Genomic DNA, 19422 nt, shown 5'->3' with positions numbered 1-19422 from the left:
TAATCGAGGGGTGCTGCGGGTGGAGGAGGTGCGCAAAAGCTACCCCGGTTTCGTCCTCAGGGCCACCTTGGAAGTCCCTCTGGGGCAGACCCTGGCCCTTTTGGGGCCCTCGGGTTCGGGGAAGAGCACCCTGCTGCGGCTGGTGGCGGGCCTCGAGACCCCGGAGGCCGGGCGGATTACCTTTGGCGAGGCCGACCTCACCCCCCTCCCTCCCGAGCGGCGGGGGGTGGGGTTGGTATTCCAGGACTACGCCCTCTTCCCGCACCTCACCGTCTACGAAAACATCGCCTTCGGCCTGCGGGAGGGGCGCTGGAATGAAGCCCGCATCGCATCTCGGGTGCGGGAGATGCTCGAGCTGACCCACCTCTTTCCCCACGCCCGCAAACGCCCCGAAGCGCTCTCCGGCGGCGAGCGTCAGCGGGTGGCGCTGGCCCGGGCGCTGGCCCCCGAACCCCGGCTGCTCTTGCTGGATGAGCCCCTAGGGGCCTTGGACCTGCGGCTTCGTGAGGAGCTCCTGCTCGAGCTACGGGACATCCTGCGGCGCACCTCGGTCACGGCCTTGGTGGTGACCCACGACCAGGCCGAGGCCTTCGTGTTGGCCCATCGGGTGGCGGTGTTGCGCGCGGGCCGGGTGGTGCAATCGGACGCTCCGGAACAGCTGTACGCACGGCCTAAAGACGCCTGGACGGCCCGGTTCTTAGGGCACAAGAATGTTTTGAGCGCCCAGGAGAGCCGAAGCCTGGGCCTGCCCGAAGTCCCTCACCTGGTTCCCCCGGCGGCCCTGGAGCTCGGGGAAGGACACCCTGCTCGGGTGCTGGAGCGGCTGTTCTACGGGAGCCGGGTGGGGTTGTGGCTGGAGTTGCGGGGGCTCAGGCTGTACTGGGAAGGCCCCGACCCCGGGCTCAGCGAGGGCCAGGCCGTCGGCCTCACGATCCGGTTCGAGCACCTTTTGGCCCTCAACGAGGAGGCGGCATGAGCCGCTTCGCCATCCTCCTCTCCGGGCCGCTAGTACCCACCGCCCAGCTGAAGGCCCAATTGGCCGGGGCCCGGGCCATCGCCGCCGACGGCGGCATGGCCCACGCCGCCCCGCTCGGCTTGGAACCCGAGCTCTGGGTGGGCGACTTCGACTCGAGCCCCCCCGAGCTGCTCCAGCGCTACGCCCACGTCCCTCGCCAGGTCCACCCCACCGCCAAGGACAAGACCGACGGCGAACTCGCCCTCGAGGCGGCCCTGGCCCTGGGGGCGCGCGAACTCTGGCTGGTGGGGGCCCTGGGCGGGCGCACCGACCAGACCCTCGCCCACCTCACCCTGGCCCTCCGGCTGGCGGAGCAGGGCCTAAGGGTGCGGCTCTCGAGCGGAACCGAGGAAGCTTACCCACTGCTACCCGGAAAGCTCAGGCTCGAGCTGGCGCCGGGAAGGCGGCTCAGCGTGGTGGGCTTGAGCGACCTGGAGGGCTTGCGCCTAGGGGGAGTGCGCTGGCCGCTCGCCGGGGCGCGGGTGGAGCTGGGCTCGAGCCTCACCCTCTCCAACGAGACTCTAGGCCCGGTAGGGCTCGAGCTCAGCAAAGGCTACGGGGTAGTCTTCGTCTACCTCGACGGCGTAGCATAGGGCCATGACGCCGGTCGCTACCTTTTCCCTCGTCGCCCGCGACCCAGAAACCGGCGACCTGGGCATCGCCGTGGCCAGCAAGTTTTTGGCCGTGGGCTCCGTGGTGCCCTGGCTCGAGGCCGGGGTGGGGGCGGTCGCCACCCAGTCGTACGCCAACCCCCGGTTTGGCCCGCAGGGGTTGGCCCTGCTGAAAGCCGGAGCAGGGGTAGAGGAGGCGCTCACCACCTTTCGCCGCACCGATCCAGAGCTGGAAAAGCGCCAGTTTGGCCTGGTGAGCGCCCAGGGGGAAAGCCTCAGCTTTACCGGGGCGGAGTGCCACCCCTGGGCCGGGGGCCAGGCCGGCCCCAATTACGCCGCCCAGGGCAACCTCCTGGCCGGGCCGGAGGTGGTACAGGCGCTGGTAGAAACCTTCCATAGCCGCACCGACCTGCCCTTCCCGGAGCGCCTGACGGCGGCTTTGCTGGCCGCCGACCGAGCCGGAGGGGACCGGCGCGGACGGCAGTCGGCGGCCTTGGTGGTGGTGGGGGCGGGCAAGGGCTATGGCGGGATGGACCGCTGGGTCGACCTGCGGGTGGACGACCACCCCGACCCCTGCGCCGAGCTCGAGCGCCTCCTGAGGATCCACCGCCTCCTCTTCAGCAAACCGCAAAACCCCGAGCCCCTCTCGCCGGAAGACATCGCCTGGATCCAGGCCCTGCTGCGGCGAGAAGGGCACTATGCGGGAGACGTCAGCGGGGTCTGGGACGAGGCCACCGAGAGGGCCTTTGCTGAGCTCATCGGGATGGAAAACCTGGAGGAGCGCTACCCCGGCGGGCCCTACTTGGACCCGGAGGCCCTGGGCTATCTAAAAGGAAAATTCGATTCGGCAGAACCTGCCCGCTAAAAAGCCCGGCGGGGCCCCCTCGAGAAATGTGCGAGAATCTAAGGCAGGGTGAGGACGTGAGCGTTGTGGGAGCTGGAGGAGTAGTGCTTAACCAGGCCGGTGAGGTGTTGCTCTTGCGGGACCGCATGGGCTACTGGGTCTTCCCCAAGGGCCACGTAGACCAGGGAGAAAGCTTCGAGCAGGCCGCCATCCGCGAGGTGCGGGAGGAGACCGGAATCCAGGCCCGGGTGGTGAGCGCGCTCTCCCCTACCCGCTACACCAACCACCGAGGAATCCAGCGGGAAATCCACTGGTTTTTGATGCGCGGCGAGGGAAAAGTTCGGCTCGAGCCCGGCATGACCGGGGCGGGGTTCTTCGAACCCGAGGAGGCCCGGCGGCTGCTGGCTTTCCCTGAGGACCTGAGGCTGCTGCAAGAGGCCCTGGGGCTTGCCGGAGGTGCGCTTTGAGCGTGTATCGGCTCGAGGAGTGGGAACCCAACATCCACCCCTCGGCCTTCGTGGCCCCCGAGGCGGTGGTGATTGGGCGAGTGGAGGTGGGAGAAGGAGCCTCCCTATGGTTTGGCGCGGTGGCGCGGGGCGATGCCGAACGAATCGTGATCGGAGCGGGGAGCAACGTACAAGACGGGGCCGTCCTGCACGCCGACCCCGGCGATCCCTGCCTGCTCGGCAAAAACGTCACCGTAGGCCACCGGGCGGTAGTTCACGGGGCCACCGTGGAGGACGGGGCCCTGATCGGGATCGGGGCGGTGGTGCTCAACAAGGCCAAAATCGGCAAGGGGGCGGTGGTGGGGGCCGGAGCCTTGGTCCCCAGCGGGATGGAGGTACCCGCAGGGACGCTGGTGGTGGGGGTCCCCGCCAAAGTCAAAGGCCCCGCGGAAACCCCTCAGAACGCCCCCCGTTACCGAGCGCTGGCCCAGCGCTACAAGGGCGGGCTGTACGAGGTCAAGGCGATGCCCCATTACCGCCTCACGCTGCGGGGCCAGGACGCCCTCAACCCCTTCAGCGACCTGCACCTGTCGCTCAAGCGCGAACATCCTCAGGCCATCGGGCTTTTGCGCAGCGTGGCCGAGGGAAAATTGGAAGGCCTCGAGGGCAACGGCCCCATCCTGCACCTCCTCCTCCGCGAAGGGCTCATCAGCCAAGGCTAAGGGGGCCACCCGAGGGACGATTGTCCTGAGCAAGATGGCATACTCAGGGTAAGGCCATGCCACCCGCCCTACCCAACCCCGCTTCACGCCGCCTGACAGGAGCCGTGGTTGGGTTGGTGCTGTGCGCGCTGCTGGCCTCCACCGCCCATGCGCTGCGGGCCGTCCTACTGCTGCCCGAGGTGGCGCAGGCCGTATCGGCGCCACCCCAAGCGATGGGCCCGATGGCTCATGCAGACCACGAGTCCCCCGCCCACCCTCCGCATGACCACCACGAGCACTGCCCGCTCTGCACCATCCAGTTCACCGATCCTGGCCCCAGTACCGAGCGCGTGGTGGGCTGGGGCAGCCCCAGACATCAACCCCGGCTGAGGTTCGGCCCCCCGCAACCCCGACGCATCCACTATCTACCGACGGCCAGCCGGGCCCCTCCTATACCAGGCTTGAGTTTTTCGTGTCGGCTCGCCGGCCCTCATTCCGCTTGGCGAAAATGCGCCTCGGCTTGAGCCAGGAGAGCCCTACGACCTCAAGCCCTCGAGCCTAACCGGTGCTCACCGGTTATAGGAGTGTTCTCATGAAGATCCCACACTGGATCGCCGTGTTCGCCCTTGCCCTTCTACCTAGTGCCTTGGCCCACGCCACCGTCCGCACGGAGGCTGGCTTGGCCGAGTCCAAAACCGGAGCCTTTGAAACCTACCGCCTCCAGGTCCCGGTGGAAAAACCCCTGGCTACCGTGGAGGTCCGGCTGGTGGTGCCCGCGGGCTTCGTCCTCACCCGCTTTCTGCAAACCCCTGGCTGGGAACGCAGCGTGGTCAAGGACGCCAACGGCCTGATCACCGAGGTCACCTGGAGGGGCCGGATCGAAGAGGGAGAATTCGCCCGCTTCGTCTTCCAAGGCCGCAACCCCCAGTCGCCCACCAAGCTGTACTGGAAGGTCTACCAAAAGTACGCCGACGGCAGCGTGGTAGCCTGGGACAAAGAAGACCCCAGCGCCGATACCCCGGCTTCGTCGGTGGAGATCAAGTGAGGAGGCCCACATGCACCGCATCGTTGGCTGGATGCTCGCCCTCTCGCTGGGCTCGCTCGGCTTAGCCCACTCCCTGCAAATCGAGAACGCCTGGGTACGCCTTCTCCCGGGAAACACCACCGCGGCCTACATGACCCTCATCAACCCAGCGCTTGGGGAATCGGTGAAGATCGTGGGGGTCTCGAGCCCCATCGCCGCTCGGGTCAGCCTCCACACCACCTCGAGCACCGAGCACATGGGCCACGGAGAGATGACCGGCATGAAACCCCTGGACTCCCTCACCATCCCGCCCAAAGGACGCCTCGAGCTCAAGCCCGGCGGGATCCACCTGATGCTCGAGGGCCTCAAGCAACCCCTCAAGCTAGGCCAGAAAGTGCGCTTGGTGCTGCGCTTTGCCGATGGGCATACCCAGGCCCTCGAGGCCACCGTGAGGGACCAATGAGATCGCTGACCCTGCTCGCCGCCCTGGCCCTAGCCGGGGCGGCCCTGGCCCACGCCCTGCTCACCCAAGCCACCCCAGCCCCCGATAGCACCGTCAAGCGCCTGCCCGCGACCGTCCAGCTAGCCTTCTCGGAGCCGGTGGAGATGGCCCTCTCGAGCTTCAAGGTCTACTCGCTGGGTCCAAAGGACCTGGCCTCGGCCAAGCGCGAAGCTGCCCGCGTGTTCAGAACCCTGCTAGGGTCCACCAACGACCAGGCGCAACGGGCTGACGCCGGGGTGGTGGGCAACCCCCAGACCGCCGAGCGGGTGGAGCTCAAGCTCAAGGAAAGCCTCAAGCCCGGAGCCTACGCGGTGATGTGGCGGGTGCTCTCGGTGGATACCCATCCCAGCGAGGGCTTCTACGTCTTCGTCTACCAACCCTAAAGGCCCATGGAGCACGCCGAGGTCACCGCGCGCCTCCTGCTGTACCTAGGGGTTTTCGCCCTGGTGGGGTCGGGCTTCTTCGCCCGCTGGATCGGCCCCGAGCTGGCCCAAAGCTGCCGGGCCGCGCTGAGGGTTTTGCTCTTCGCCGGAGGTTTCCTTACGGCGACGGGCTCGTTGTACCTGGTCGTTCACATCAGCGAGATGCTGGGAAGCCCCTTTTGGGAACTGGCCCCGCGCTACCTCACCCAGACCCAGCAGGGCCAGTTGCTCCTGCTGCGGCTTTTGCTGGTAGCGGTCCTGCTCGCGCTGGGGCTAGGCCGCCCCTACCCCCTCGAGCGCCCCGCCTTCGTGCTGACGGCGCTGGGGCTGCTGGCCACCCTCACCCTCACCGCCCATGCTGGGGCTCAGGGGGGGCTGGCACTGCCCGGCCACCTGGTCCACACCGCCGTGGTAGTGGCCTGGGGGGGGAGCTTGCTGGCGTTGGGCCTGTTGTGGGACGGGCACCCTGAGCTGCGCCCTGCGGTGGAGCGCCTTTCTAAGCTGGGAGAGGTAGCCGTGGTTGTCTTCGTGCTGAGCGGGAGCCTGCTGGCCCTTATTCACCTCGGCGGCCGCCAGGAGCACTTCGCCATCAGCCTACCCCGCGCCGCCGCCAACCTCACCGCCTCGGATTATGGCGCAGCCCTGATGCGCAAACTCCTGGGGGTGGCGGCGACCCTGGGTACGGCGGCCCTCAACCGCTGGTGGCTATTGCCCAGGGTGCAAAGCGGGAACCGGCGAGCCTGGCTGGGCCGGCTGATCCGGCTCGAGGCCCTGTTGTTGTTGGGGGTGCTGGCCCTGACGGGGTTCCTGGCCAGCACTTCACCGCCCCCCTGAGGGAGCGGGCTCGATGGTGAGGTTCGGCTCGTTGCCGGGCTTCCACTTGATGGAGCAGCCGATGGCCAGCGCCTCGGCAACCGGGGGTTCACGGCCTTCCCGGAGGGCCTCGAGGGCCAGCTCGAGGGTGTGCTCACGTACCTGTGCCGCGTCTTTGGGCACGTCGTTGACCCGCCCGTGGTAGCGAAGCTTACGCTCCCGGTCGAACACGAAGAGCTCGGGGGTGCGGGTGGCTCCGTAGGCTTTGGCCACTTCCTGGCGTTCATCGAGCAGATAGGGAAAGGGGATGCCGTGTTCGGCTATGAAAGCATCCATGGCCTGAGGGGAGTCCTCAGGGTAGCGGGTGTAGTCGTTAGGGTTGATCCCGACGAAAGCCACTTGCCCCCGGTACCTTTGGGCCAGCGCGACAAGTTCGGCGATCGAGCCCTTCACGTAGGGGCAGTGGTTGCACATAAACACGATGGCCAGCACCGGCTCGCGGAAACCGGAGAGGCGGTAGAGGCGGCCCTGGGGGTCCGGCAATTCGGCGTCTATGAGGTCACTACCGAGGGGAAGGTTGGGGTAGTGCAGCATGGCTTTATTATTTTGCAGAATTCGAACGCGATTATAGAACCGCGAACAGTTATCGCCTCCCCACCTGGGTCGTACGCCAATCGCCAAGGGCCTTACAGCTCGATTAGGGCGTACTCGAAGGCGTTCACCACCCGCACCCCCTCTGGGCTCAGGTATTCCCGCTTGGGTTGCGCCTCGTAGAGGTGGACGTGCCCGTGCACGTGCAGCCGGGGGCGGTAAAGCCGGTGAAACAGCGCCAAAGCGGGGCTGCCGCGGTGGGCGAAGTCGCTCCCGGCGTGGGGGCCGGGGGGTGGGGCGTGGGTAAGGAGGATGTCTACCCCGTGCCCCCGCAGATAACGCCGGGGGAGGAGGGCCGGCGCCCAAGAGAGGACTCGAGCCGCGACCTCAGCCTCGGTGTACTGCCCGAAATCCCGGTCGTTGTAGCGGGGTACGCCACCCCATCCGGCGATGCGAACCCCGCCCACTTCCACGATGCGCCCGTGGGCGGGGATGGCTCCCCCCGGGGGAGTCAGGTGGCCCAGGTAGTCCTGTACGTATTCCTCCTTATGGTTGCCGTGAACAAATACCAAGGGAACGCTCACCTTGGTAGCGACGAACTCGATGTAGCTGCCAGGTAAATCTCCTGCGATGAGCACCAGATCAAACGGCGGCAGGTTCCCTGGGAAGCGGTTCTGGTGGATAAAGGGATGAATTTGATCCGATAGGGCTAGGATCCGCACGGTTTGGCCTAGATTACCCTACCTTTTGCGGGCAAGTAGAATACAGCCCATGGAGATCTCGGCGCTGGCCCTCGAGCCTCAGGCGGTCCCGCGGGTATGGGGTGGTCCTCGCCTGGCCCGCTTTACCGCTCAGGAGAGGCCTGATCCCATCGGGGAACTCTGGCTGGCTTACGACGAGAACCTAGTCTCGAGCCCTCCTTTCACCGGGCGGCGGCTCAACGAGGTGCTGCTCGAACTGGGGCCGGCATTTTTGGGACCGGTGCCGTACGGGCGGTACGGCTCAGAGCTGCCCCTTTTGATCAAGTTTCTGGATACCGCCGAATGGCTTTCGGTGCAGGTTCACCCCGATGACGCGTATGCCCACACCACCGAGGCGGCCAGCGGCTTTCACGGCAAGACCGAGGCCTGGTACGTGCTCGAGGGTACCAGCGAGCTGGTGTACGGCCTAAAGCACCCTATGACCCGCGAGGAACTGCGCCAGGGGTTGCTGGATGGGAGCGCTTGGGAAAAGCTGCATCGGGTGGATGTGGGGCCCGGAGAGGTTATCTTTGTCCCGGCGGGAACCATCCACGCCTTGGGGCCGGGGCTGCTGATCTACGAGGTGCAGCAGCGCTCCGACCTAACCTATAGGCTCTACGACTACGGGCGAGGCCGGGAATTGCACCTGGAGAAGGGCCTGGCGGTCTCCCGGCTCGAGCCTACCCCTGTCCCTAGACTACAACCCTACGCGGAAGGTCCCAAGGAGATCCTGCTGGCCTCGAGGGCTTTTGTGCTCGAACGCCACCGGCTTCAGGGGAGCGCTACGCTCCAGGCCCCCTGGGAGAGCTTCCTCCTCCTGACGCCGGTACGGGGCCAGGCCAGCTGGGAAGGGCGAGCGCTGCGTTGGGGCGAGACGCTGTTGATAGGGGCGGGAAAGCAGGTAAGACTTGGGGGGGATGCCGAGGTGCTGGGGGCGTTTATCCCTTCGCCGGAGCGGTTAGAGGGCTATCCATCGGCGGTGCAGTGCGGTTCCAGTTCCTAGGGCTCTGGTAGAGCCCATTAGAGTACCCAGCGATCTGTGGATAAGCTGTGGATAATTTTGTGGATGAATCCAGTTTCCCGGTGTTACACCTACAATTTGGACTCAAGATCTGTGGATAACTCGGGTATCAAGGTAAACCTGTAGATATAGCGGCGTTCGGGCGGTAACCAGGTGTACTGCACCTCCTCGACCCGATACTTTCCCAGATCGCGCCAGCGGTTAGGACCCTCGCGAGCAAAAACCCGCATGGGGCGTTTATCTGTGTAAGCCTCCAGCAAAATCCGGTTGCCCCCGGTGGGTTGCTGGTTACCCCGTAGCCCTTCTCCAGGGTAGACGATCCGCCCATCGGGCAAGAATTCGTTGCGATAACCGGACTCCCCCCTATCTACCAACAAGCTCCCCGAACCGATGCCCCGTAGGGTTTTGTGAATCCCTAAGACCTCCCGCCAGGACATCTGTGGCGAACCGCCTTCGGGGTGCTTAGCGTCTACCCTATACTTTCCCGATCTGCTTGACAGCCTTTCCCCCCTCGACTATCATCCTATGTGCTGCCCTTTGGACAACCCAAGGCAGCTGAAAACTGGCCCGGTGGTGTAGTTGGTTAACATACCCGCCTGTCACGTGGGAGATCGCGGGTTCAAGTCCCGTCCGGGCCGCCAAAACGCGCGCCGTGTGCGGCTGAAGCCCACGCTGTGCCCGGCGCGCCGCAGGCCAAGGTAGCTCAGTCGGTAGAGCATGCGACTGAAAATCGCAGTGTCGGCGGTTCGATTCCGCCCCTTGGCACCAGGAAAAAAGCCGATGGGGACGGCTCAAAATGAGATAACCGGGAGTTGAAAAGACTCCCGGTTGCTGCGTTCTGACGGCAACCTGACGGCAACGCGCTTCAGGCGGTGGGCTTCTCCGTGCCTAACAAATCGCTCACCGCCAGGGCGGCCTTCTTGCGCTGGAACGCGAAGACGTGCTGATAGGTCTGCTGGGTAAAGGCGACGTTGGAATGCCCTACCCGCTCAGAAAGTCCATCCCGGCCAGGGCCAGCAAGCTTACATGGGTATCGCGCAGATCGTGGAAGCGGATTCGCTTCACCCCGGCGCGCTGGATGATCCGCACGAACTCACGGTGAAGGTTCCCCGGCTCGATCGGCGTGCCTAGCGAGGTCGTGAACACCCAATCCTCGCCCATCTCGAGGCGTTTCTTCTCCTGCTTTTCCCGGTGCTGCCTGAGCACCTCGAGGACGTCCGGTCCCACGTCCACGGGGCGGTTTGACCGGTGGGTCTTAGGGGTGTGGATGACCTTTTTTCCCCAAACCACCGTGTAGTTGCGCCGCACCCAGATGCCGCCTGCGGACCAATCCACATCTGCCCTAACCCTCCTCAGGCTTGATCAGGCGTATCTCCAGCCTACAGCCGAGCGCGTTTGCGATTCCGCGGAGGCTGCGCACGCTGTGCCCGTCATAGTTGGGCGAGAAGAGCCGGGCGATCGAGGGTTGCTTCACCCCCAACCGCCGGGCTAGCTCGGCCTGGCTGAGCCCCGCCTCTTTGAGGGCCCGCGCTAGCTCCAGGCTTACCGGATTGGGCTCATGAGTGGCCTTACTCATCGTCATCCGGGAGGGCCTCGGTCACGGCGTCCATGCCATCGCGGGCGACCTCGGCAGCGGACTCGAGCTGGGTGAGCTGGGCGTAGAGGTCGCCCTCCAGGCGCTCGCGCTCGGCCTCGTCGAGATCGCCGTGGGCCAGCCGGTTGCGCAGCTCGAGGAAACGGATGCACTCGCGCTCGAGTTCGAGCAATTGGCGCTCGCTGCGTTCGCTAAGCCGTTCGAGTTCGGTCTTGACCATAAATCCTCCCAAGGCAGAAACATCGAAACTCCCTAGGGGAGCTTCTTTTCTAAGCGTTCAACCAGCATCTCGTGTTTGCGAATATGGGTTTGCCAGTCGCGGATGGCATCCTGATCGGGGTCGGGCTTGGCCAGCTAGAGGCGGATTTTCTCTTGGTGTAAAGCGATCTGGCGGCGGTGGCCCTCGATCTTTTTGCGGATGTCCTTGTTCCTGCCCACACCCCTACCTTAGCATATTTGCTAAAGATAGCGTATCTGAGAGGTGCTAAGCGTCTATTGCATCCATCCAGCGGCGCTCGAACCTCGGGGTAAAAGTGGGGGGGTGGTGGGTTTGAAAAAGTCCGTCCAGGGCACAAGCAGAAACGTCGGGATACACCTGAATTAGACCTTCGCCGTGTCGGCGGTTCGATTCCGCCCCTTGGCACCAAGGGTACCAAGCGCAAGGGTTGGAGAAGTAAAACATCCTGATTTACTGCCCCAGTCTGTGCGCCGAAGCACGGGGGGCAGTATGGTCATTGATGAAACCCCTGTAAACGCGGCAATATGCCGGCTCGAGCCCCGGCTACGCGCATCCAATAGGAAAGCGTCAAACCACTTCCCAAGCGTTGTTTCCATTCCAGGTTTATGACGTTTTAGCCCGCTCGACTTGCGCGCTTTCGCCCCTCTCACACCTCCACCCCAACGCCGCGCGTCCTGGGCGGCTCATAGAATTGCAGCAACAAAAAACACCAAAACGGCATTTTTACCGTCCTGGTGTTATCTGGAGCCGAAGGTGGGATTTGAACCCACGACCGCTCGATTACGAAGTACAATCAGGCGTATCCCGGCATTTCCACTTGTGTCCTAGGCGGGCTTTTTCAAACTCACTATTCCCCACTTTTACCCCTGGGTTGCCGTCAGGTTGCCGTCATCCCTTCCCTGGATGGGAACTAACGCTTGAACAACTCGAACCCCGCCGCCAGCACCCCCCCCAGCAACAGCCACACCACCGCCTGGATCAGCCCCGCATATTGTTTTTGTCCCTCAATTTTGGCCTCGAGCCGCCCTATGGCCTGATTGATCGCGGCCAAAGCCGAGGGCAGCCCCTCGAGCGCCTCCAGCCGCCGGGAGTGCTCATCGAGCACTGCCGAATGGCGCTCGTTGCCGCGCTCCAGGCGCTCGAGGCGCTCGTAGATTCGTTGCATCTCCGGCTCCATGTTTCCTCGCTCACTGCGCAATAGACGTCGTTTACTCTCTTATCTCGAGCGAAACTTCTCCGTCGAGCCAGATAACTGGATCATCATCGCTGGAGTCGTAGCTGTAGAGCCGCAGCGCGAATAGCCCGGTGGGGACGTTTGCTACGTCGCTTAAATCCACAGTCAGCCGCGCGCTGGCTGCCTCAAGGCTGAAGGCGGTCGAGTTGGTCAGTTGATCGATTGCGAATACAGCCTGGCCGAAGCGTCGCAGCTCCAGCACCCAGCGAGCGATGCTCCCTAGCTCGGCTGCAGGGGCTAGCTCCCCGTTTACCCGCAGCTCCAGCACCAGCGGGTTACGAGCGCTAACCCAAATCACAGCGGTGTTGTTATACGGCATCAGGGCTCCAAAGTAATTTTGAAGCTGGGGATGTTTACCGGGTTGCCGTTGGTGGTGGCCTGGTCGCTGGTTTCCTGCTCAACCCAGAGCAACCGCTCTAGCCCGGAGGTCACGTCCACCAACCCATAGCGCAGATCCCCTGCAGGGCGGGTGGCTGCCCAGGTAGTGCTTTTGGCTGCGAACACCAACTCGCGCCCTCCGCCTGCGCTGTTCTGGTGAGTAATGTCACCGCTGGCGATGGCGACCTCGGGGGTGAGCCGGGTCTTGCCGGTCGTGCCATCGTATAGGGCACGGGCCTCGGTGACGCTGGCCGGTTGCCCGGCGAACACGATGAGCCGCAGGTTCCCTGCAGCGGCGACCGCCTTAATCTCGTTGAGCCCCTTGTCGCAGATGTCCGGATGTACGTATGTTGGCATATGCCCTCCTTTACCTTATCCGCGCAGTTTGCGCGGGAGAAACGAGCCGAGCGGTGTATTTTGGCTCAATTAGACGCACCGTAAACGCCGTGCCTTCGAGCCTCGAGCCATACACCGCGATCAGCCGGCCCCTGATGTGTAGGACCCCCGAGGCTACAACCAGGGTGCTGGGGCCGAATAGAGCAACTGGCTGGCCCTCGAGGCGCAGCCTCCCGTTAGTGAAGCCCAGCAGATGGGTCTGGTTGAGAGAAAACGCCTGCCCTCTGGCGTGCAACCCCCCGTTTGTCAGCTCGAGGGCATTCCCGCTGGCCACCGCTAGCGCCCCCCCCCCCTTGGTGTGTAAGGGAACACTTTGCAGCGCAATCAAGTGGGTCTGGGCCAGGGCAATGCCCTGACCTTTGGCGCGTAGCACCGAAACCGCGAGCTGGAGCAGGTGGGACTGGCTAACAGCGACCCCCTGACCCCTAGCTGCGAGCGCTCCGCTAGCTACAGCCAGCAGATGCGTTTGGCTCAAAACTACGGTTTGCCCCTTGGCGCGTAGAGAGGTGCTGGCCAGAGAGAGAGCGCTGGTGGTAGCAACTGGGGCTGCGAAGACCAATAGAGTGTGTCCGGCCCCGTCGGTGGGGGTGGGGGTGCCAGCATTGACCTGATCGCGTCCTGGCTGGAAAGTTAGGCTGGCGTTGACAGGGTTGGATGTCGTCTTCCACCCGTAAAACGCTTTGAAGTTAGCCCAGGCCGCGCCGTTTTCTACTAGCATGTAGCTACCGTTATCCACCGCGGGGGCCGCACTCCAGGCGTTATCATCCTGGCCAATCGAGGTGTTGGCAAAGGCCCCGAACAGATAGAGGCTCGGTATCTGGGCGGGTGCCTGGGCAGGGATGCTGCGGGGGTTGATGCTGGCAGCTTGCACATAGGCCGTGAGGGGATTTTTGCGCACTACATAAGCGTCGCCTGTGCTCACGGCAATTCCCAGCGTTTGGGAGAAGGTCAGAGTGGTAGCGCTGACGCTCGCGACGATTGCGGTCTGTGCCGCGTTGGGACCAATCTCTACGTAATCCCCTACCTGCACTCCCAAAGCGACGAAATCCTTTCCGCTATCAACGAGCGTCGAGGTGCTCCCGCCGGTGGCGGTGCCGGAGCTTCGCACTGTCCAAGGACTCGATCCGGGGAAGCGCAAGGTCGTGGCCGTCCAAACTCCCTGAGCCCCCAGGTTGGTTTGGTCGAAGGTATAGCGCTCCGGTTGGTTGCTGCTGGATAATTCGGGCACGTCAGTATAGCGGCGCATCCAAACATACAGCGAACATCCCCCTGTATTGATCTTGTTCAAAAGCGCCAGGCCAGCGGGAGGTTCTTTGTTGGTACCGGTGTCGGTGGTGAGAAAAACCACCAAAGCGTCATCCGCCTGGCCATCCCCCAGTTTGATATCCCCCGCAATATAGGCATTGCCTGGTGGTTCTGTTTTGGCGTAGTAGGTCTCGTGCATTGATACCAAATAAGGAGCCGACGGACCCGGATCATCTACTTCTTCAAACGCGATGAGGACGGATTCCCACCACACCGCCGCCGACAGGGTCTCGTCTACCAATAAATCAGTATCGGTCCCAATGTAGTAGCCGCTGTGGACGCTGACATTTGCAGTCGCGGGGGCTTTGGCGGTGCTGCCGATAGAGATGGGGTTGGAAAATCTCGAGTCAGCAGTCAGCGTTTTCGGCGTTTCGCGATACCCTAGATCCCGGAACCACAACCGGGAAACCCCTGCTGGCAGTGGTTCAGCCCGTGCTCGGGGGATGTTGTTGGGCATCGAGCCTCGCTCGTCGTTTTCTTTGATGTACGCAGGCACAATGACCTTACCGCTCGAGGCTTGCAGCTCGTGCACCAAGCACACATATACATCCGTGTTCCAGCCACCTTTGGCTTGGAGGGTGATGATGTCGGCGGCGGAAATATCTTCTCCCAAACGAAACAGCCAGTGGAAATTCTCCACCGAGTTGGTCTGGGCCACGTGCCCGAGGACTTTCAGGGGACGCCCGTTTTTGTTGATCCGCAGCCGCAGCCCAGTGGCGTATTCTTGGGCTTCAGCCTCACTCCCGCCGCTAAAAAGCGGTTTGCAAAAAACCCGGATGTAGAGGTAGCGCCCGGACTGAACCGCCTGGTTTAGCTGGAATGAGTATGACGAAGTGGTAACCCCTTCGTATACTCCACTGTGACGTAATCCGACAACATTGGGCGCAGCCATACAGTCCTAGTTAGGGGGGCGCAGGGCACCCTCGATGTTTCCCGTCTCGAAGCCCACCAATCCTGAGGGGGTAGGGCGATACTGGGCTCGAGGTCGTGGCGGGGAGTGCGGAGAGCCGCACTCCAAAGGGGGGGCTCGAGGACTGGGTGAGCCCCACTGCTAACAGCGCCGCCAACGCTAATCCTGCGCGCATACCTACCCCAGCACCGCTTTGGCCTGATCCTTGCCCAATAGCTCCCGCAGCGCTTTCCAGGCTTGGTAAGCAGCTTCCGCGATGGATTTGGCAATTTCCCGCTCCCAGGAATCCACGCCGGGGTTGTCGATGAGCCACCGCGCGACATCGCGAAACCCAGGGGGCAGCAACGACACCGCTGCGTCATCGGCCACCTCGAGCAAGCTCACGCACCGCTCGGTTAGATCGGCCAGCTTCTTTTCCCCCGGCTCGTCGAGGTCGGCTAGCTCTGCTGCGATTTTGATCAGCTCGAGAAAGATTCCGCTAAACTGCATGGGTTCCTCCTTATAAGTCCTTTACTGCCTGAACCAGCGCCCCCGCCAGACGTAGCCGGGCCCCCCTGCCCAGTACGCCCGGTAGCGGGGCCCGCTCGATCCCATCCACTTCCCACAGCACCGCCGGGCGCTCATCGGGGAACGCGTCGATGTAGAGCCCGCCAAAGCGCGAATCGCTCGAGGGCCAAACCCTCGAGAGCCCGGCCCTCCGGGCCAGCCCCCTGGCGAAGCGCTCGGAAGCAGCCCCCGGCGCGTGGTAGACCAGCCCGCCCCCGCCGATCATGTTGAAATGGATGCTCACGAATAGATCGGCCCGCAGGTTGGCTGCAAAGCGCAGCCGCCAGGCAAGATCCGGCTTGCCCGAGATGCCCTGCCCGTTGCGGGTGAGATAGACATCGTGTCCGTCCTGCTCGAGCAGCATCCGGCAGGAGAGGGCCAGCTCGAGTGCCGCCGCCGCTTCGTGCCGCCGCAGGGGTGGGGGCCCTATTACTCCAGGGTCGTAGCCGGGGCCGGGAAAATTGCCGTGTCCGGGGTCCAAAACGATCCGCAAACGAAAAACCCCCTTCAGGTGCGGCTTGGCCGCTTCCCCTGAAAGGGGTGTCTACATTCAGTGTAGCACGTTATCGGCGGTTTCAATCCTCACTCGAGCGAAGGCTTGAGTGCGACCCGTTACCAGCGGAAAGTGGGCGGGGTGTTTTCTATCAGGTCCAGGGTGTAGTCCGTAGAAGTGCGGGTAAGCTGCGCCACCGGGGCGGCCCCGTTGGGAATAGCCGGATAGTTGGTGGTATCCCCCTCGACAAACAAGAGCCCCCCCAGCCCCACGCTCATCGGCTGAGAGACCATCTCCGATGTACTGGGATCGGTGTAGCTGTCGGCAGGGGATGCTAATTGAGGGAACGCCGCCATCACCACCCGGCATTTGGTGCCGGTCGCTGGGGTGGAGGGCAGGGTCAGGGTCTCGTCGATTATTTGCACCGGGGCCAGTCCGTCCAGGGTGAGCCCCAGCCGATTCTGCACCTGGAGGTCAAACCCGGTAAGCGTCACCGTCCCGGCTTCGGCGATACCGCCCGCGGAAAACAGAAAACGGCACAGCGCCTCGAGCTGGTTAGCCAGGGCCTCGGCGTGGCGGTCTAAGTGATATTCCTTGATGCGTCGGACTCCCCCTGATCCCGGTAGGCTGCTGATCTCGGTGTAGGGTTTGTAGGTTGGCATCATTCCTCCTTATAAGTATGCGCTCAGGCCGTAAATGCCCTCGTCGTATTGGGTGAAATTGGTTGCGTCGCCAAATACGTTGCGGGTAACCTCCAACTCAAACTCGCTATCGGCCTGCACCCCACCGGTGCTGTGGGCTTCGAGGTAGCGCCAGGCCCGCACCGTCCCCTCTAGCAGCCCCGGAGTTCCATCCGGGCGGGGAATATACACGCGGCGTCCCAGATGCTCAGGCCGCACGAGCATGTTCGCCGCTTGGCGCACCCGATAAATCTGCTTGGGGTTGAGTCCTTTTTCTACCTGATTTTGCGCTATAGCCATAGCCTGATCGGGGGTGAGCTGATAATCGATGTCCAGAGTTTTTTGCCGTATTCCATACCGCGACTGGCTGAGCGATAGCCCCGGCGCGATGTCGTAGGTCTCGCCAAAGGTGGCTACAACAAGATCGCCCCTGTCCAGCTTCTTGGCTAGCCCGGCTAGCTCTACCCGCACGCCGTAAACAGATAGGCCGGTGCCGTTGAAGCCAATGCTTTGTGAATACAGATAGAGATCATAGTCCAGCCGCACGCCCTGGGCCTGGGCATCCCACGCTGCGTATACCCAAATGTGGCCGTAGGAAAGCGGGGCTCCTAACTGCAAGCTCTCTTTGAATAGCTCGACGCTCGAGCCGTCCAGGGGGATGGTGGCGCTGCCGCTCTTGGGGTAGCCGGTAGTCCCTCCGTACTGTCCGGTGGCTAATTCGTAAATCCAGGTAGTTAGTATCCAATTCACCTGCAGGGTTTGGTCTCCCAGCACGGTTTGCGCTTGCAGCGGCCAGATGGCTAGCGTCCCGCGCCGGGTCTCTTTGCCGTATACGATGGGGGCATCGTTGAGCGCTTTATTCGTGAGGTCGGAGGGAGTGGGGTGCTCGACGGTAAATAGCGGGTTGGCTCCTTTGTTAGGATCAAACGAGCCCCGAAAGCCGAATGAGGCAGGCTCCAGCACCGCCACCGGACTGGCCGTGAAGCTGAATCCCTGGCTGCGCACCGTGCAGCGGTTGACCACCGTCGAGGGGTCAATCTCGCCGGGATCTATTTCCAAAATATCGGCGTTGGCAAGGGTGGGCCCTGGCGTGGCTTCAGGGGCCCAGGGGGGTGGCACCAGCATTAGGCGATTGGTCAGTGAGTTGATCCGTAAATAGTAACCCTCAAATGGAGCGACAGCCCGCTGGATCAGCTCGAGGAGCGACGGGGGATCGGTTTTATCCTCGGCTTTGGGCGGGAAATAGGCATAACCGGGGATATCGATGATGAAGGGCCCTTCTGCTCCAAGCAGCCGCAATTCCGGCAGTGGGTCGTAGTTTACGCCATACGTGTCGAGGATGGCTTGCAGACACTGTTTGGGCGTGTAGGGCCCCCCGCTGGGCGGCAGCAATACCTGACGGGTTGCAGGGATGCGGTCTAGCCGCCGTAGATAGGTCTCCCCGGTATAGTCCACTAGACCCCGGTTAGGGTCTATGGTGTTGATGAAAAACTGGTACAGCGAGGTATAGGGCTCAAGCCGCGAGCCAATGTAGTATTTGTTGTCTCGATCTAACTGGCCGCGATTGAAAAGGGCAAAATCGATGCTGGCGTCCACCACCGGGCCGGTGAGAGATTCTTCAAGTTGCAGCCGGACGGGGTCGGAGATGAGTTCGGGTGGCAGGTTGAGATCAAACTCGTACAATCGCAATTCAGAGCGATGCAAATCAAACGCGAGACAATAGCTCGGGCCCCCCAGCAGCGCTTGATTGCCTATCCCGAATAGCGAGCCGTTATAAAGATCCAGCCGGTTCCCCCGCCAGATGGGCAGAAGCCCACCTCCTGGGAGAAGAATTCCTTCCAGGATGTAAAACGCCAGGTCGCTGGTGTGGTTGGGGTCGGTAACGGGCAGCGGCATATTCACCCCAAGCTGGAGGGCGGGGACATGGCAAGCATGCCAAAATACGCCCAGCTATTTTTGTCAGAGTAATAACGCTGGGCTAGGGTTTGTGGGCCAGCGGCCACCAGCGGCAGCCATTTGATCTGGGCAGGCTCCCATAGGTAGCGATTGTTGTGGGGGTCATAGGGCTGCTCCACGTCCACCGGATCGAACAACTGGACGCCGAACACTCGGCCTACATAGGTATGCGCCTCCTGGGAAAACACCAGCGTGCCGTCATCGGGATTCCAGCCGTGTACCAGGTTGCCACCATAAGGAGCACGCACTTGGATTGGGCCGAGGCTGCCTGAAACCACGTTGCCGTCCGCGTCAAGCTGGATTGAAAAAGCGAACAAATCGCTGTTTATATCTAATAAAACTCCCTCCAAGCTCCCCGAGTATTGCTGGCGCAGATACGTCAAATTGGCACTATAGCCGTGTATCCACTCCGTGTTCCCTGCAAACTGCAACCCCGTTAGTTCCTGGGTATCCGGGTCTCGTATCAACTCCAATCGCTCTATCAGGATTCGATCGGTTAGCGGCACAGCAATTAGCAAATGGGTTTGGGTATCGTTGAACCCGATAGGAGTGATTACCCCGGCTTTGGGTGGGCTAGTGCGCAGGATATACGGCCCTATCCGATAATTTTCTGTCGGAACATAATTCACCGGCTCCCTCACCAATCCGACTACATAACCGCTGCCCCCAAACGGCGGGGTTGCGAGTACGGCAAAATAGCGCTCATCCCCCCCGAAAGGGCCGGGGACTTGGCCTTTAGCGATCCGAATGTCGGGATTTGGCCCCAGAGTATACGGGAACAGGGTCACCGGATCCGTAAGGTGAAAGGCGTACGGCTTGGGATCAGAACGGAACAGTCCCCAAAACGCTTGCGCACGAATCTCCCCTGCGCCAGAGTGAAAATATGCCCCGAACAGCCCCACCCTGGCGTAATCTTCCAGCGTCCACCAGCGCTTGACGCTGGGAAGCTCAAAGTTGCTCAT

The 19422-nt window shown here is 62.8% G+C and carries 25 protein-coding genes and 2 tRNA genes; 12 read left to right on the top strand and 15 right to left on the bottom strand.

Annotated elements, in window-relative coordinates:
• The first annotated feature begins 10 nt into the window (after positions 1-10).
• From DNA98_RS01055 to DNA98_RS01015, 9 genes are all read left to right on the top strand, one after another.
• A complete protein-coding gene (locus tag DNA98_RS01055) occupies positions 11-976 on the top strand; it encodes an ABC transporter ATP-binding protein (protein WP_233492988.1) in 966 nt (321 codons plus the stop codon).
• The gene (locus tag DNA98_RS01050; protein ID WP_110524723.1) at positions 973-1608 is read left to right on the top strand and encodes a thiamine diphosphokinase; all 636 of its coding nucleotides are present in this window, start codon (positions 973-975) and stop codon (positions 1606-1608) included. The genes DNA98_RS01055 and DNA98_RS01050 overlap by 4 nt, the downstream gene beginning before the upstream one ends.
• 4 nt (positions 1609-1612) lie before the next feature.
• Entirely contained in the window at positions 1613-2491 is an 879-nt protein-coding gene (locus DNA98_RS01045; protein WP_110524721.1) for a DUF1028 domain-containing protein, read from the top strand.
• Between the two features lie 26 nt (positions 2492-2517).
• Positions 2518-2937: an NUDIX hydrolase gene (locus DNA98_RS01040; RefSeq protein WP_110524719.1), complete on the top strand. Its 420-nt coding sequence runs from the start codon at positions 2518-2520 to the stop codon at positions 2935-2937.
• Complete coding sequence (locus tag DNA98_RS01035; protein WP_110524717.1) at positions 2934-3638, top strand: gamma carbonic anhydrase family protein; 705 nt, start codon at positions 2934-2936, stop codon at positions 3636-3638. Before DNA98_RS01040 ends, DNA98_RS01035 begins: the two co-directional genes overlap by 4 nt.
• Positions 3639-4209: 571 nt before the next feature.
• On the top strand, positions 4210-4662 hold the full coding sequence (locus DNA98_RS01030) for a DUF1775 domain-containing protein (RefSeq protein WP_110524715.1): 453 nt from the start codon (positions 4210-4212) through the stop codon (positions 4660-4662).
• A gap of 10 nt (positions 4663-4672) precedes the next feature.
• Positions 4673-5104 (top strand): copper chaperone PCu(A)C, encoded by a 432-nt coding sequence (locus DNA98_RS01025; RefSeq protein WP_110524712.1) that lies wholly within the window; start codon positions 4673-4675, stop codon positions 5102-5104.
• Positions 5101-5526: a copper resistance CopC family protein gene (locus tag DNA98_RS01020; protein WP_110524710.1), complete on the top strand. Its 426-nt coding sequence runs from the start codon at positions 5101-5103 to the stop codon at positions 5524-5526. The genes DNA98_RS01025 and DNA98_RS01020 overlap by 4 nt, the downstream gene beginning before the upstream one ends.
• Positions 5527-5532: 6 nt before the next feature.
• Positions 5533-6399 carry a CopD family protein gene (locus DNA98_RS01015; protein ID WP_110524708.1) on the top strand — a complete coding sequence of 289 codons (867 nt, stop codon included), beginning with the start codon at positions 5533-5535 and terminating at the stop codon, positions 6397-6399.
• Here DNA98_RS01015 and DNA98_RS01010 read toward each other — a convergent pair.
• Together DNA98_RS01010 and DNA98_RS01005 are read right to left on the bottom strand one after the other, a co-directional pair.
• Entirely contained in the window at positions 6385-6972 is a 588-nt protein-coding gene (locus DNA98_RS01010; protein ID WP_110524706.1) for a thioredoxin family protein, read from the bottom strand. The two genes, DNA98_RS01015 and DNA98_RS01010, sit on opposite strands and share 15 nt — an antisense overlap.
• Positions 6973-7064: 92 nt before the next feature.
• A complete protein-coding gene (locus DNA98_RS01005; RefSeq protein WP_110524704.1) occupies positions 7065-7691 on the bottom strand; it encodes a metallophosphoesterase in 627 nt (208 codons plus the stop codon).
• A 49-nt stretch (positions 7692-7740) separates the two neighbouring features.
• Between DNA98_RS01005 and DNA98_RS01000 the strand changes: the two genes are divergently transcribed.
• Positions 7741-8712: a type I phosphomannose isomerase catalytic subunit gene (locus tag DNA98_RS01000; protein ID WP_174719983.1), complete on the top strand. Its 972-nt coding sequence runs from the start codon at positions 7741-7743 to the stop codon at positions 8710-8712.
• 89 nt (positions 8713-8801) lie between these two features.
• Here DNA98_RS01000 and DNA98_RS00995 read toward each other — a convergent pair whose 3' ends face one another.
• Entirely contained in the window at positions 8802-9167 is a 366-nt protein-coding gene (locus tag DNA98_RS00995) for a hypothetical protein (RefSeq protein WP_110524702.1), read from the bottom strand.
• Between the two features lie 127 nt (positions 9168-9294).
• On the opposite strand from DNA98_RS00995, the gene DNA98_RS00990 reads away from it, so the two are divergent.
• Both DNA98_RS00990 and DNA98_RS00985 read left to right on the top strand, forming a co-directional pair.
• Positions 9295-9371, top strand: a tRNA-Asp gene (locus DNA98_RS00990).
• Positions 9372-9422: 51 nt separating this feature from the next.
• Positions 9423-9498 (top strand) — tRNA-Phe (locus DNA98_RS00985).
• Between the two features lie 213 nt (positions 9499-9711).
• Here the strand turns inward: DNA98_RS00985 and DNA98_RS00980 are convergent.
• The 12 genes from DNA98_RS00980 to DNA98_RS00925 form a co-directional block, all read right to left on the bottom strand.
• A complete protein-coding gene (locus DNA98_RS00980) occupies positions 9712-10065 on the bottom strand; it encodes a tyrosine-type recombinase/integrase (RefSeq protein WP_158531586.1) in 354 nt (117 codons plus the stop codon).
• Between the two features lie 7 nt (positions 10066-10072).
• Entirely contained in the window at positions 10073-10306 is a 234-nt protein-coding gene (locus DNA98_RS00975; protein ID WP_158531585.1) for an XRE family transcriptional regulator, read from the bottom strand.
• Positions 10299-10544, bottom strand: a complete 246-nt coding sequence (locus DNA98_RS00970) for a hypothetical protein (RefSeq protein ID WP_110524696.1) — start codon at positions 10542-10544, stop codon at positions 10299-10301. The genes DNA98_RS00975 and DNA98_RS00970 overlap by 8 nt, the downstream gene beginning before the upstream one ends.
• 928 nt (positions 10545-11472) lie before the next feature.
• The gene (locus tag DNA98_RS00965) at positions 11473-11727 is read right to left on the bottom strand and encodes a hypothetical protein (RefSeq protein ID WP_129865520.1); all 255 of its coding nucleotides are present in this window, start codon (positions 11725-11727) and stop codon (positions 11473-11475) included.
• 43 nt (positions 11728-11770) lie between these two features.
• Positions 11771-12094 (bottom strand): hypothetical protein, encoded by a 324-nt coding sequence (locus DNA98_RS00960; RefSeq protein WP_129865521.1) that lies wholly within the window; start codon positions 12092-12094, stop codon positions 11771-11773.
• Positions 12095-12114: 20 nt separating this feature from the next.
• Positions 12115-12531 (bottom strand): hypothetical protein, encoded by a 417-nt coding sequence (locus DNA98_RS00955; RefSeq protein WP_110524691.1) that lies wholly within the window; start codon positions 12529-12531, stop codon positions 12115-12117.
• Between the two features lie 10 nt (positions 12532-12541).
• Entirely contained in the window at positions 12542-14767 is a 2226-nt protein-coding gene (locus tag DNA98_RS00950) for a hypothetical protein (RefSeq protein ID WP_110524689.1), read from the bottom strand.
• 195 nt (positions 14768-14962) lie between these two features.
• Positions 14963-15274 (bottom strand): hypothetical protein, encoded by a 312-nt coding sequence (locus DNA98_RS00945; protein WP_110524687.1) that lies wholly within the window; start codon positions 15272-15274, stop codon positions 14963-14965.
• A 10-nt stretch (positions 15275-15284) separates the two neighbouring features.
• Entirely contained in the window at positions 15285-15824 is a 540-nt protein-coding gene (locus DNA98_RS00940) for an N-acetylmuramoyl-L-alanine amidase (protein ID WP_158531584.1), read from the bottom strand.
• 119 nt (positions 15825-15943) lie between these two features.
• Entirely contained in the window at positions 15944-16489 is a 546-nt protein-coding gene (locus DNA98_RS00935) for a hypothetical protein (RefSeq protein ID WP_110524683.1), read from the bottom strand.
• A gap of 6 nt (positions 16490-16495) precedes the next feature.
• Positions 16496-18400 (bottom strand): hypothetical protein, encoded by a 1905-nt coding sequence (locus tag DNA98_RS00930; RefSeq protein WP_110524681.1) that lies wholly within the window; start codon positions 18398-18400, stop codon positions 16496-16498.
• A gap of 2 nt (positions 18401-18402) precedes the next feature.
• Positions 18403-19422: a hypothetical protein gene (locus DNA98_RS00925; RefSeq protein ID WP_146237969.1), complete on the bottom strand. Its 1020-nt coding sequence runs from the start codon at positions 19420-19422 to the stop codon at positions 18403-18405.

It is taken from the genome of Meiothermus sp. Pnk-1 (genome assembly GCF_003226535.1).
GTDB lineage: Bacteria > Deinococcota > Deinococci > Deinococcales > Thermaceae > Allomeiothermus.
This window is presented reverse-complemented; position numbering and strand designations above follow the sequence as displayed.